The sequence below is a fragment of the uncultured Campylobacter sp. genome (assembly GCF_938045775.1).
Classification (GTDB): domain Bacteria; phylum Campylobacterota; class Campylobacteria; order Campylobacterales; family Campylobacteraceae; genus Campylobacter_B.
The window spans coordinates 1-12,121 of record NZ_CALIBH010000277.1; the positions used below are offsets into that span (position 1 = coordinate 1).

The window sequence follows — 12,121 nt, forward strand, 5'->3', positions numbered from 1 at the left end:
CTCTAAGCAATGTCGCGGCAGTGCTGGCCGCCGCGGGTGCGGATAAAAACGACGTGCGGATGTGCCGCGTCTATACGCCGGGCGTCGAGAACTGGGATGTGATCGACGAGCAGTACGCGCTGTTTTTCGGCGCGCATAAGCCTGCTCGCGTCGTGGTGCCGACTACGGCTCTACACTTTGGCTGCCTCGTAGAGATCGAGGCCGTCGCAAAAATCAAAGAGAAAAAATAGGAGCGAAAATGAGCGATTTCATCTGCACGGGCTGCGGCAAGCACGCGCCCATCGATACTTTGAGTTATAAATGCGACTGCGGCGGGCCGTATAAACTAAACTCCGACGCGCCTAAATTTAACCCCGCGCTCGTAGATCAAAGCGAGTTTAACATCTTTAGATACCGCAAGTTTATGGGTATCGACACGGCTAAATTTAAAGAAATCTCTATGGGCGAGGGGCTTACGGCGAGCGTAAAATTTGGCGAAAATCTCTATCTCAAACTCGACTACGCGATGCCTACGCTTTCGTTTAAAGACCGCGGTGCGGCGGTTTTGGTGCTGCACGCCAAAAATATCGGCGTAAAAAAGGTGCTACAAGACTCCAGCGGCAACGCAGGCAACGCCGTGGCAGCGTACTGCGCTCGTGCGGGCATCGAATGCGAAATTTACGTCCCGAAGGGCACGTCGCCCAAAAAGATCGATATGATCAAAAGCCACGGCGCGCACGTCACGGTGTTTGACGGCAGCCGCGACGAGACGGCGGATGCGTGCCGCAAAAAGGCCGCGCAGGAGCAGATCTATTACGCCAACCACGTTTATAATCCGATCTTTTACGAGGGCACGAAGAGCTACGTTTATGAGATCTACGAGCAGCTGGGCAGGGTGCCGCGCAATATCTTTATCCCCGTGGGCAACGGCACGCTACTGCTGGGCGCTCAAGCGGCGCTCGGCGAGCTATATGAGGGCGGTCTTATCAAAGCGCTGCCAAAAATTTTTATCGTTCAGGGCGAGCGTTGCGCTCCGCTTTTCGGCGCCGAAGGTACGGCGCGTGAGATCGAGCCGCAGCCGACGCTAGCGGAGGGTATCGCGATCGCAAGACCGATGCGCGCGGTCGAAATTCTCGGCTCAAGCTACGCGGGCGAGCGCGAGGTGATCTTGGCGAGCGAGAGCGACATACTGCCTGCCAGAGCGGCGCTTGCACGCGGCGGATTTTACGTCGAGCACACGACCGCGGCTACCTACGCGGCGTATCTGCGCTACAAAGAAAGTCGTGATCTGCAAGGAGATATCATCATTCCGCTTTGCGGCGCGGGGCTGAAGAGCGATCATTAAATTTAAGCGCCAGACGGATTTGTGTGGCTAGCTAGCGGTGAGGAATTTTAAATTTTTGCCGCTTTAAATTTAGCGAGTTTATGAGTTTGTTTTTGGTGAAATTCTAAAAATTTAACGATGCGTAGGCTTTTAAATTTAAATTTGTACCGAAGCGCGGGAACACCTTTCGTTGCGGTATGATACGGTGTGTTTTGTAGAGACTTCGCTGCTAGCTGGATTTGTAAAATTTTATCTACCAATAACTGGGCGGTCGCTCTTTAAATTTGAAATTACGGTCAAAATTTTATAAAAATTAATCTGCAAAAAGCGGCACTATCCACCCGTATCATTTAAAATTTAGCCATTTTTATCGCTCTTGGCGAGCGAGCTTATACGCAGAGGCTCAAAGTTGCGCGACTATTTTAGATTTTCTTTAGCAATGCGCGTAAGCTTAAGCACGAATTCGCTTTTTGCCGCAGTGTAGGCGTCGCGGTCAAACTCATAGCGCTTGCAAAGCTCTAATTTAAGCGCCTCGTACTGCGCGGCGATATCCGCATTCTCCCGCAAAAAATCTCTAAAAAATATCTCATCCGCATCACCGCAATTTCGTAGATGCACGTGAAAAACGCGCTCGGCAAACCCCGCTTCGGTGTAGCCCTTATTTAGGCTGCAGCGGCTCCCCTTTTCGCTCATTAGCAGATAGCCGGCCTCTACCAGGCGCTGTTTGGCGGCGGCAATATCCGAGCATTCGATCAAAATATCTACGATCGGCTTCGCCCAGATCCCGCTTACCGCGGTGCTGCCGATATGGTGGATCTTGATCTCGCCGGGGTCTCGCAGCAGGCCGCGCAGAATTTCGCGCTCCTGCCTAAAGTATTCGCTCCAGCGCGGATCGTGCGGTACGAGACGTATCGGAAAGAGCTGCCACAGCTCTTGCAGGCTCATCGAAAGGAGTTTATTGCTCATCTAGCTCCCGAGTATTGGGTGAAATTTGAATGAATGGCGGGTAGATAGGGATTCGAACCCTAGAAGGCTGACGCCTTACGCGCTTTCGAGGCGCGCTCCTTCGACCGCTCGGACATCTACCCGAATGAAAATGTAATTTAAGCCAAAAATGGCTTAATAACAGATTTAAAAATGAAATTCCGCGTGAAATTTCGCCTGATTTTGCGGGCGGGGGTTGAAATTTAACGGCACAAATTTAGATTTCGTTTTAAATCCACGGCTTAAGGTACGGCGCGCTTTCGGCATAAAATTTGCCTTCGCGCGCGTAGTTTTGTGCACGGAATTTTACCGCTTTATGGATGAAATTTTACGCAAAAGCTCATCGTCGCGGCGGCAAAAATCACTCGCCGTTTATAAATTTCATGCGCCGCCCTACAAAACCGAGATGAAAATTTTGATCTCGTCTCCGCCGTAAAACTCAAAATCCGTTCCAAACGCTCTTTTTAGTTCGCCTGCCTCAAAAAAGCCCCAAATTTTGCCCCAAAACTTTGCTACGTTTTGCGGCTCATTCGGGAAGCTAAAAACCGCGTATTTGCCGCTTCTGATCTCCAAGGCTTCGTCGCTGCAGGGCGCTTTAGCGCCGATAAAGATATCGTAAAACCCGTCGGCGCCGTTTTCGTAATCGTAATAGACGCCGTAAATCTCGCTCTGCCCGTCATAGCACTCTTTCATAAATTTCGCCCACAGCGCGGGAATTTTGCCGCTTCCGCCTAGCTCGTCCGCGTTTTTCGTGCGGGCTTTTAACCCGTAAATTTTAAATCCATCTAAATACGAAATTTTGATTTTTTCGCTCAAATTTTACCCTTTCCGCTACTGCTCTAAAAGTTCTTTGGCCTGCTTTGCGATCGCGACATCGGTGAATCCGAAAAGCTTAAACAGCTCGCCCGCGTTGCCGCTTTCGCCGAAGCTTTGCATGCCGTGTACCGCGTCTGCAAATTTATACCACTCAAGCGCGCTTGCGGCTTCAACGGCTAAAATTTTAGTTTGCGCCTGCAGGATTTGCGCCAGATAGTCAGCGTCCTGCTCGCACAGAAGCTCGAAGCACGGTGCGCTTACGACGTTTGCGCCGATGCCTTGCTCTTGTAGGATCGCCGCCGCTTTTAGGCAGAGCGAGACTTCGCTGCCGCTTGCGATGAGCGTGATACGTGCTTCTTTGCTTTGCCTTAGCAGATACGCGCCGTTTTGCACGTCGCCCAAAACCGCCTTAGGCAGCGGCTCAAGCCCTTGGCGCGAGCAGACGAACGCCGCGGGCGCATTCAGAGTAAGCGCCGCGCGCCAGCATTTTACGTTTTCGTTGCCGTCTGCGGGGCGGAAGGTATAGAAGCCGGGCATCGCGCGGAAGGTGCTAAGCTGCTCGATAGGCTCGTGCGTCGGCCCGTCCTCGCCCACGCCGATGCTGTCGTGCGTGAAGACGAAATAGTGGCGCAAACCCATCAGCGCCGCAAGTCTAGCGCCCGTCTTGAGATAGTCGCTGAAGATAAAAAACGTCGCGCTGAACGGGATGAAAAGCCCGTATCTTGCAAAGGCGTTGCCGATCGCCGCCATAGCGTGCTCGCGGATGCCGAAGTGCAAATTTTTGCCGCACGGAAAGTCGCCGCCGCCTTTTAGCTCGGTCTTATTTGACGCCGCCAAATCGGCGCTTCCGCCCAAAAAGCCGGGCACCGCGTTTGCGATGGCGTTTAAAATTTTGCCGTTGCTATCGCGCGTGGCGACCTTGAGCCCGCTAAAATCTGGGAATTCTATCTTGCTAAAATCGGGATTTAAAAGCTCGTTTAAAAGCGCTCTTTTTTCATCGCTTAACTTCGCAAGCTTCTCCTTCCAAAGCCGCTCCTCTAAATCGCCCCTCTCAACCGCGGCGCGCGTTTCAAAAAGCACGTCCTCGCTTACGACGAAGCTTTGGGTGGGATCGAAGCCCAGGCTTTGCTTAGCGCGTGCAAGCAGCTCCTCTCCAAGCGGCGCACCGTGCGTCTTGGCCGTACCCTCAAGCTCTAGCGCGCCCTTGCCGATCGTGGTATTTGCGATGATGAGGTAGGGTTTGGTTTTATTTTTGACCTCGTCAAGGACGAATTCTATCTGATCGAAATTATGCCCGTCGATGCGCGCGACCTCAAAGCCCTGCGCTTCAAATCGCACCTTAACGTCCTCAAACCACGCGATATCGGTGCTGCCGTCGATCGTGATGCCATTAGAATCATAAATTATCGTGAGATTATCGAGGTTGTGTCTGCCCGCAAGCGCGCACGCTTCGTAGCTGATGCCCTCCTGCAGATCGCCGTCGCCACAGAAGCAATAGACGCGGTGATCGATGATCTCGTTTCCTTCCTCGTTTAGCAGATGCGCGGCGTATTTTGCGGCCATCGCAAATCCGACTGCGTTTGCGACGCCCTGTCCGAGCGGTCCCGTAGCGATCTCGACGCCCGGGGTAGCGATCTCCGGGTGACCGGGTGTTTTGGAGTGCAGGCGCCTGAAGCTTTTCAAATCGTCCATGCTCAAATCGTATCCGCTAAGATAGAGGTAGCTATACACGAGCGCGCTTGCATGCCCGCCCGAGAATACGACGCGGTCGCGGTTTAGCCACGCGGGATTTTTGGGATTGTGGCGGACCTTACTCATAAATACGCTCATTACGTCGCTTAGCCCCATCGGCGTGCCTGGATGGCCTGAGTTGGCGCTTTGGATCATATCCGCGCTTAGAAATTTGATCGTGTTTGAAATTTTACTTAGCTGCTCGCTCGACATTTTTCATCCTTTCAGGTATTTTTCTATCAAATTTAAAACCAAATCGCGTAGGCTCGCATCATAGTCGCTCATCGCGCCGCTTACCTCGTCTATTAGGCGCTGCTTGTAGCTCCTCGCGCCCGCAAGTCCGAGTAAATTTACGAAGGAATTTTTCGCGCCGTCCGCTCCTACGGGCTTGCCTGCACTTGCCTCGTCGCCCGTGGCGTCGATGATATCATCCTCGATCTGAAATATAAGCCCTAGTTTCAGGCCGATCTTGTAAAGCTCATGCGCGAGCTCGTCCTTTAGCCCGCCGATTATGGCGCCTAGCTCAAACGCCGCTGCGATGAGTGCGCCAGTTTTGTGCAGATGCAAAAACTCAAGCTCGCTTTGCTTTAGAGGGATGTTTTCAAAACGGCAATCGATCGCCTGACCCAGCACCATGCCGCTACTACCTGCATTTCGCGCTAGAGTTTTAATGCATTTTATCTTGATTTCGTCGCTTAGGTTTGCGTTCGCGGCGATCAAAAATGCGTCTGTATTTAGCGCATCACCCACCAAAATCGCCGTGACCTCGTCGTATTTTTTATGCAGGCTCGGCCGTCCGCGGCGCAGATCCGCATCGTCCATCGCGGGCAGATCGTCGTGGATAAGCGAGTAGGTGTGGATCATCTCAAGCGCCATCGCGATCGCCAGCGCACCTTCAAAGCGTCGCTCATCCACTGCCGAAACGACGCCTAGCAGCAGCTGCGCGCGAAAATGCTTCCCGCCCGCTTGCAGCATGTAATTGAGCGCCTCCTCAAAGTACGGATGAAAGCTGGGCGCCTTCAGCTCGTTTTGCTTCAAGTAATCTTTAAATTTTTCTAAAATATCCATCAAATTCCTATCGCATGGTTGGGCTTTGGAGCCGCTTTTTACGCGTGGCTCGTTCGGCTACTCTTACTTTCCTGTGTTTATCAGTTTTTTCGCTCATTTTGCTTGTCGCGCTTGTACTTTATACTGTCTGTTTTATGACATTTAGCTGTGTCTTGCGTGCCGTTTAAATTTTTATCTCTTTTGTGTTTGCACAGAGGCAAAACGATCGAAGCGCGTCGCGACAGCCGCTTGTAAATTCTAAACCCTCTGATCGACTGCTTCGCGAAATTTTAAAACTATAAAATTTTGAAATTTCATCCGCCCCACTTTGTTTAAATTTACCGACTTAGCTCGCAAATTTCTAAATTTAAACGATCCGCCAAATTTAAGCCCGTTTGCAAAACCGCCTCAGCCCTTATCGCCGAGTAGATCGCCTAGGCCGCCGAGCCCTCCTAGCATGGATGCTGCAGCGCCTTTCTTTTCATTTTCGACGAGTTTTATCGCATCGCCTATCGCCGAGATCAGCAGGATCTGCAGGCTTTCCTTGTCGCTAAAAAGGCTGTCGTCGATGCTCAGATCGAGCACCTCGCCCGCGCCGTTTAGCCTGATGGCGACCATGCCCGCGCCCGATTTTACGGTAAATTCCTTGCGCGCATTCTCCTCCTCGATCTGCTTAGCCTTGGCCTGCATCTGATCGAGCATCTGCCCCATTTTCGAAAAATCCATTCCTTCGAACATCAAAAATCCTTTAAATTTTGGCTATTTTAGCAAATTTAAGCTAAATTTAGCGTTTGACTTGGCGTTGCGAGTTTTGTTCTCGGCTTTGATTTTGCGGCGGACTCGTGTAGCCAAAAAGCGGCTTAAAATTTAGCTTGGGCGGGTAAAATTTAAGCAAGAGGTGCCATTAAAGCTTGGCGATGAATTTATTTTAAAAGGAATAAAATGGGCGATTGGGGCTACAAGGCGTACGAAAACGACGAGGCGGCGGACTGGTTCGCGAGGTTTTGGGAGAGCAAAAATTTTGATCTGCTGCAAAGCACGGCAGCGAATTTCGATCCGAGAAATGAGAACTACGATGAAATCAGGGCGGTCGGGCATGTTTTGATATGCTTTGGCTCGCCGTATGCGTGTCCGTCGGATTTTTTAGATAAATTACAACCGACCATCCAGAAAGTCGTTGCGATTTTGGAAAATATGATCAACCCGCCAAGCGATGAATGGACTTTTCTTGAAATTTGGGAAAACTCGCCGCAAATAATAGACGAAGTAAGGCGGCAAATCGCGGAGTTGAAAGAGCATTTGAAGTAGCTGGCTGAGCGGTAAATTTGGCCTTACCGTAGAAATTTTAGCAGAGACGCTAAAATTAAATCAGTTTTTTAAAGAGTGCATAAATTCGCGAGAAATTTCGCACAAAAATGGCCGAAATTCGAAATTTTATATCAATTTTTTAAGCGAAATATGGCCGAAATTTATGATTTTAAAGTCGTCAAATTTCATACTCGGAGCGATCCGAAATTTTAAAATTTTAAGCATACTCTCAAATTTTACGGTGGACGCGAGACGTAAAATTTAAAATTTCAAACCGCAGAAATTGACCGAGCCCTGCCGAAGCGGCGCATGCACGATAAGCGAGCGATTTAATTTCGCCCGCAAATATGAGCGGGCAAAGCGATCTCATTAAATTCGCGCCGCGGATTTTGGAATTTAGCTGCAAAATCCGCCGCCTACTCGTACGTCCGTCCCATTTCGAGCAGTTCGCCGAGCATCTCCCAGCCGCCGCGCACGGGCGCGTCCTCGCCCGCATGATCCATCAGACCGCGCGCTCCGCACTCTAGCAGCGAGAACGGATCGAAATTATACCAGCCATGCCCGCCTGACGAGATGATGCCGAAAAACTTGCTCTCGTCCGCAAGCTGTCCGCTAGCGCGCATCCTGCTAAGCTCCGCTAGATGAAATTTTATTACCTCCGCGGAATACGCAAGCCCGCCGTGCTTATCTGCGGCCTCGAATTTCAGGGGCTCATTGGTCTTTTGCCCAAAGGACTCGCCTCGCGCTGCTTTTACGGAGGCGCTACCGCTTACGGCAATATAATTTTGCTCTAGCGTCCTGCTCTCGTTGTTTTCGCGATCGCCGTTCGTAAATTTTGCCTCGCTTGGCGCGGTTTTTAAATTTGCGGATCTGCTTTCGTCAAATTTTATCTCAAAGCCCTCCGGTAGGCAGCGCATTATATCTGCTGCGGTTTTTGGCTCCTCCGCCGAACGAAACGTATCGCCGCCGCCCGCAGGATCATCTTTGCAGAAGTCTGCAAGCTCGGGCGCTCGCTCTATCTCAAGCCACGCTGCGCCAAGCTCCGCCTTCTCGCTCTCAAACGCCGCGCTTAGAATTTCAAGCATCAACTCTGCGCTAAAGGGCTCGCCGCCGCGCGCCTCAAGCAGCCTCAAAAGCGCGAGTAGATATGCGTCTAGCTCCTTGTTCGCAGCCCTGCTCGCTTCAAATTTTTCCACCATTTCGCAGACGGCGCCATAAAATTCTTCGTAGTTCAAATTTGCTCCTTTTTTGTGGACCGAAAAGCGGCTATAGCGGGCGGTTTGGAGTGAAATTTAGCGCAAATTGCGTCTCTTGGCGCGCGGCTCGGTAGCCGCGCCTGCGTAAAAGAGGTCAAAACTCCGCGCAAAGAGCTAGCGTCTGTAGCCGTAAATTTTTAAGTTTTGCTCGCCTAGCTCCATCTCAAATTTACCCAGGCGCTCTAAATAGCGCGCTATGGCATCAAGGTCCTGGCTTTTGTGCCCTGGCGATAGCAGCGCGCCGCGGCTTGCGAAGTCGTAGAATTTCGCAAATTCTATATATTCTATCTCGACGTAGAGGGTGGGCTTTTCGCTCGTCGTGAGGTGCTGCGAGATGTAGCTGTCGCGGATGCCTTGCGCGTAGTCTGCGGCGGGCAGGGCGAATCTGATCTCATTCACGCAGGAGCCAAAGATTTCATAGATCTCGCACTGTCTTGCGGGTGAGCCTTCGGCGCAGATAGCAGAAAAGAGCTTGCGCCATTTTGCATCGCTCATAAAGCCGAAGCGAAACTAGGCTATTTTACCCAGCCGCGCTTTGTATTTTTCGTAGTGCTGCGGCGAGGCGAAAAGCTCCTCAAGGCGCGGTGCCATGCTATTTTACAATCTCGTTTTGCGCGTTTACCTGCACGATTTTTGGTTCAAAATCTCTCGCTTTTTTGGCGCTCATCTGAGCGTAGGCTACGATGATGACGACATCGCCGACGCAGACTTTGCGCGCAGCGGCTCCGTTTAGGCAGATCTCGCCCTTTTTATCGCCGCGGATCACGTAGGTAGCGAAGCGCTCGCCGTTATTGGCGTTTAGGATATCGACTTTTTGGTACTCGCAAAGCCCCGCAGCCTCAATGAGCTCGGGTCCGATCGTGACTGAGCCCACGTAGTTTAGGTTGGCGTCTGTCACGCGCGCGCGGTGGATTTTGCTTGATAAAATTTCGATTTTCATCGGTTGTCCTTTAAATTTAGTCTAAATTTGATCCGCCTCGCGCCGCGACGAGCTCGCTTACGATCTGCTTGTCGCTGAAGGGGTGCTTCACGCCCTTGATCTCCTGGTAGGTCTCGTCGCCCTTGCCCAAAATAGCGATCATCTCGCCGTTTTTGGCAAGATCTAGCGCGCGCGCGATCGCCTCTTTGCGATCCGCGATCTTTAAAATTTTATCTTTTCGGCGCATGCCGGCGCAGATTTGATCGATGATTTCGCTCGGCTCTTCGCTGCGCGGATTATCGCTCGTAACGATGCAGAATTTAGCAAAGTGCTCGGCGATGGCGCCCATTTTCGGACGCTTGCCGTGGTCGCGATCGCCTCCCGCACCGAAAACCGCGATGATCTCGCCGCTTGCGCGCAGCGCGTTTAGCACTTTTTCGATGCCGTCTGGGGTATGAGCAAAATCAACGATCACAAGCGGGTTTTTATTTACGATCTGCACGCGACCCTCGACGCCGCCGAAGTTTGCCAGGGCTTTTGCGATCTCCTCATTCGGCAGCTTGGTCAGAATTTTAACCGCCGCAAACGCCGCGGTAAGGTTATAGAGATTAAACTCGCCGATGAGATCGCTTTGAAGCTGCGCATTATCGCCGTTTGGAGTGCGCACGAGCGCGTCGATGCCGCCCTTTAGCCCGTATCCGCTCACGCTGAAGCTCGCGGCGTTTTTGATGCCGTAGGTAAGGGCGTTTGCGGGGTTAAATTTAATGTGCCCATCGTCGGCGTTTATGAGTTTTGGCACATCGTCTGCGAAAAACGAGCTCTTGACTGCCGCGTATTCTTGCATGCTACCGTGATAATCGAGATGATCTTGACTTAAATTCGTAAAAATTTTAAGCGCAAATTCTAATCCTTCGATACGATTTTGCGCTATCGCATGCGAGCTAACCTCCATAACGAAGTACTCGCAGCCCTGCTTGCTAGCTTCGTAAAGATAGCTCATCGTCTTAAAAACCGAGCTCGTCGTAAGTCCCTTCTCGTCGATCCTGCGCTCATTTATAAAGGCGCCGCGCGTGCCGCTTAGACCACAGCTAAAGCCCAGATCCAGCAGCGTCGAGTAGATCGCCGCCGCAGTCGTCGTTTTGCCGTTCGTACCGGTGATGCCTACGATTTTGATGCGCGGATTAATATTTAAAAGTTCCTTTGCTTGCGTGATAGAGATGATCTGCGCGCCTTTTTGCGCCGCTTCGGCTTGAAATTTAGCGTTCGCGCTCGTGCGCATAAAAAAGCAGCCCGCCTCGCACTCGGTGGAGTTATCGGTGATAAAGCTATTTTCGAGTTGTATTTTCATGATTTTTGATTTTTTGCATCAGCGCTTCGAAGCGTTCATCGCCTGCATACGCGGCGGCCGAGCTCTCGACGTAATTAAGCCCCATTTCGTAGTAGCCGTTTTCTATCAAATTTTCTAAAAATTCTATCATCTCGGTTTTGTCCGAAATGGCGATTTTGGAGGAAAAAATGATCGATTCAAAAGCGTCTTTAAAGCCCCTTTGGCCTACCGCGCGCATAAAATCGGCATAGGCGATAACGGCGATCTCGTCCTCGGCGCCGGGCTCGGAGGCCGCTTCGTTCGCGATCTTTTCGTTGATGGAGTTTAAAATTTTAAAAAGCTCCGCAGTCTGGGTTTTGGGGCTGAGGTTGTAAAAATCAAAGAGCATAAGCGCCTCTTCGCGGTCTGCCAGCGCGGTCTGGCAAAGTTCTAGCAAAAATAGAATTTCCTCCTCGCCGCTTTTTTCGTATGAGAGCGAAAAATACAGCTTCGCAAGCTCGAATTCTCCGCGCGAAAAGGCCTTTAGCCCCAGTTTTTTATAGTTCAAACTCTTCGCCTTCGGGGATGTTTACGACGCTAAGCTCGGGGTGAATATCCATGCGAAGCTGGCGCTCGACGCCGTATTTTAGGGTCTGCGCACTTGCAGCGCAGCCGTGGCAATGCCCTGTAAGGCGGACATAGACGACGCCGTTTTTTATGCCTAAAAGCTTCATATCGCCGCCGTCGTTTTGCAGCATCGGTCGGATTAGCTCCAAGCTATCCTGTACCGGGGTTAGAAGCTCTTCATCGCTGAATGGTATCATTAAAATTCCTTGTTTTAGTTTTGGCGCATTATATCCAAAAGCGATAAAAAAAGGCTTATCGGGGATGAAATTTAATCTGAAATTTTGCGCTAGGAGCGTGGATTTTGCGTTATGGATTGTAAAGAATTTATGCAGCGCGGGCGCCGGAACTATGATTTTAAAATTTTATCGATTCGGTAAGGATGAAGCCCGCGAATTATCGGGCCTGCATATATTTAAATTTAGACTATTTGCGTTATAAATTTGGGATGAAATTTCAGCTAGGTGGGGCTAAATTCGAGATAAATTTTGCTTGAGTGGTAGGTAAAATTTAAAGCGGAACTCTCTAAATTTAATTTATACAAGCGCCGATACGATTAAATTTTTTAGAAAAACAATCCTGCTTTTAATTGCAAATTTGCGATTACGAAAGCCTGCGCGGTAAATATTATTTTGAAGCTCGCAGATGAAATTTACGCTACGTTTTATATCGATCGCGGCTGTGAAATTTTAACGCAGGCGCGTGCAATCACGGCAAAATTTCTATCGGCGTGCCGATTTTTACGTGTTCGAAAAGCTCGTCCATATCGTCGTTGACGAGCGCTATGCAGCCCTCCGTCCAGTCGCCGAACGCCGCTATACTCTGCC

General features: G+C 50.7%; 15 protein-coding genes and 1 tRNA gene. 3 read left to right on the top strand and 13 right to left on the bottom strand.

Features of this window, described 5'->3' with window-relative positions; all coding sequences use genetic code 11:
* Both Q0238_RS11455 and Q0238_RS11460 read left to right on the top strand, forming a co-directional pair.
* The coding region (locus Q0238_RS11455; protein ID WP_297946170.1) for a RidA family protein at positions 1-230 on the top strand (230 nt) is incomplete at its 5' end.
* Between the two features lie 8 nt (positions 231-238).
* Positions 239-1,324, top strand: a complete 1,086-nt coding sequence (locus Q0238_RS11460; protein WP_297946173.1) for a threonine synthase — start codon at positions 239-241, stop codon at positions 1,322-1,324.
* 396 nt (positions 1,325-1,720) lie between these two features.
* Here Q0238_RS11460 and Q0238_RS11465 read toward each other — a convergent pair whose 3' ends face one another.
* The 6 genes from Q0238_RS11465 to Q0238_RS11490 all read right to left on the bottom strand — a co-directional run bounded on the left by Q0238_RS11465 (position 1,721) and on the right by Q0238_RS11490 (position 6,619).
* Positions 1,721-2,269: a GrpB family protein gene (locus tag Q0238_RS11465; RefSeq protein WP_297946176.1), complete on the bottom strand. Its 549-nt coding sequence runs from the start codon at positions 2,267-2,269 to the stop codon at positions 1,721-1,723.
* Between the two features lie 34 nt (positions 2,270-2,303).
* A tRNA-Ser gene (locus Q0238_RS11470) sits at positions 2,304-2,391 on the bottom strand.
* A gap of 289 nt (positions 2,392-2,680) precedes the next feature.
* Positions 2,681-3,091: a GyrI-like domain-containing protein gene (locus Q0238_RS11475; protein WP_297946210.1), complete on the bottom strand. Its 411-nt coding sequence runs from the start codon at positions 3,089-3,091 to the stop codon at positions 2,681-2,683.
* A 27-nt stretch (positions 3,092-3,118) separates the two neighbouring features.
* Positions 3,119-5,047: a transketolase gene (tkt, locus tag Q0238_RS11480; RefSeq protein WP_297946179.1), complete on the bottom strand. Its 1,929-nt coding sequence runs from the start codon at positions 5,045-5,047 to the stop codon at positions 3,119-3,121.
* A gap of 3 nt (positions 5,048-5,050) precedes the next feature.
* Entirely contained in the window at positions 5,051-5,902 is an 852-nt protein-coding gene (locus tag Q0238_RS11485; RefSeq protein WP_297946182.1) for a polyprenyl synthetase family protein, read from the bottom strand.
* 387 nt (positions 5,903-6,289) lie between these two features.
* On the bottom strand, positions 6,290-6,619 hold the full coding sequence (locus tag Q0238_RS11490; protein ID WP_297914816.1) for a YbaB/EbfC family nucleoid-associated protein: 330 nt from the start codon (positions 6,617-6,619) through the stop codon (positions 6,290-6,292).
* 204 nt (positions 6,620-6,823) lie between these two features.
* Between Q0238_RS11490 and Q0238_RS11495 the strand changes: the two genes are divergently transcribed.
* Positions 6,824-7,189 (top strand): hypothetical protein, encoded by a 366-nt coding sequence (locus tag Q0238_RS11495; protein WP_297946185.1) that lies wholly within the window; start codon positions 6,824-6,826, stop codon positions 7,187-7,189.
* A 416-nt stretch (positions 7,190-7,605) separates the two neighbouring features.
* On the opposite strand, the gene Q0238_RS11500 is transcribed toward Q0238_RS11495, so the two are convergent.
* The 7 genes from Q0238_RS11500 to Q0238_RS11530 form a co-directional block, all read right to left on the bottom strand.
* Positions 7,606-8,424, bottom strand: coding sequence for a hypothetical protein (locus tag Q0238_RS11500; RefSeq protein WP_297946190.1), 819 nt, complete (start codon positions 8,422-8,424; stop codon positions 7,606-7,608).
* A 135-nt stretch (positions 8,425-8,559) separates the two neighbouring features.
* The gene (locus Q0238_RS11505; protein WP_297946196.1) at positions 8,560-8,940 is read right to left on the bottom strand and encodes a hypothetical protein; all 381 of its coding nucleotides are present in this window, start codon (positions 8,938-8,940) and stop codon (positions 8,560-8,562) included.
* Positions 8,941-9,037: 97 nt separating this feature from the next.
* Positions 9,038-9,385, bottom strand: coding sequence for an aspartate 1-decarboxylase (gene panD / locus Q0238_RS11510; protein ID WP_297946199.1), 348 nt, complete (start codon positions 9,383-9,385; stop codon positions 9,038-9,040).
* Between the two features lie 16 nt (positions 9,386-9,401).
* Positions 9,402-10,712 carry a UDP-N-acetylmuramoyl-L-alanyl-D-glutamate--2,6-diaminopimelate ligase gene (locus tag Q0238_RS11515; RefSeq protein ID WP_297946202.1) on the bottom strand — a complete coding sequence of 437 codons (1,311 nt, stop codon included), beginning with the start codon at positions 10,710-10,712 and terminating at the stop codon, positions 9,402-9,404.
* Positions 10,690-11,238: a histidine kinase gene (locus Q0238_RS11520; protein ID WP_297946204.1), complete on the bottom strand. Its 549-nt coding sequence runs from the start codon at positions 11,236-11,238 to the stop codon at positions 10,690-10,692. Before Q0238_RS11520 ends, Q0238_RS11515 begins: the two co-directional genes overlap by 23 nt.
* Complete coding sequence (locus Q0238_RS11525) at positions 11,228-11,494, bottom strand: NifU family protein (protein ID WP_297946207.1); 267 nt, start codon at positions 11,492-11,494, stop codon at positions 11,228-11,230. Before Q0238_RS11525 ends, Q0238_RS11520 begins: the two co-directional genes overlap by 11 nt.
* A 508-nt stretch (positions 11,495-12,002) precedes the next feature.
* Positions 12,003-12,113 (bottom strand): L,D-transpeptidase, encoded by a 111-nt coding sequence (locus Q0238_RS11530; RefSeq protein ID WP_297946215.1) that lies wholly within the window; start codon positions 12,111-12,113, stop codon positions 12,003-12,005.
* Positions 12,114-12,121 lie beyond the last annotated feature (8 nt).

What these genes read in the sequence shown, in the direction of transcription:
- Q0238_RS11460 (WP_297946173.1), top strand. Translation starts at nt 239, where the DNA reads ATGAGCGATTTCATCTGCACGGGCTGCGGCAAGCACGCGCCCATCGAT.
- Q0238_RS11465 (WP_297946176.1), bottom strand. Translation starts at nt 2,269, where the DNA reads ATGAGCAATAAACTCCTTTCGATGAGCCTGCAAGAGCTGTGGCAGCTC.
- tkt (WP_297946179.1), bottom strand. Translation starts at nt 5,047, where the DNA reads ATGTCGAGCGAGCAGCTAAGTAAAATTTCAAACACGATCAAATTTCTA.
- Q0238_RS11485 (WP_297946182.1), bottom strand. Translation starts at nt 5,902, where the DNA reads ATGGATATTTTAGAAAAATTTAAAGATTACTTGAAGCAAAACGAGCTG.
- Q0238_RS11490 (WP_297914816.1), bottom strand. Translation starts at nt 6,619, where the DNA reads ATGTTCGAAGGAATGGATTTTTCGAAAATGGGGCAGATGCTCGATCAG.
- Q0238_RS11495 (WP_297946185.1), top strand. Translation starts at nt 6,824, where the DNA reads ATGGGCGATTGGGGCTACAAGGCGTACGAAAACGACGAGGCGGCGGAC.
- Q0238_RS11505 (WP_297946196.1), bottom strand. Translation starts at nt 8,940, where the DNA reads ATGAGCGATGCAAAATGGCGCAAGCTCTTTTCTGCTATCTGCGCCGAA.
- panD (WP_297946199.1), bottom strand. Translation starts at nt 9,385, where the DNA reads ATGAAAATCGAAATTTTATCAAGCAAAATCCACCGCGCGCGCGTGACA.
- Q0238_RS11515 (WP_297946202.1), bottom strand. Translation starts at nt 10,712, where the DNA reads ATGAAAATACAACTCGAAAATAGCTTTATCACCGATAACTCCACCGAG.
- Q0238_RS11525 (WP_297946207.1), bottom strand. Translation starts at nt 11,494, where the DNA reads ATGATACCATTCAGCGATGAAGAGCTTCTAACCCCGGTACAGGATAGC.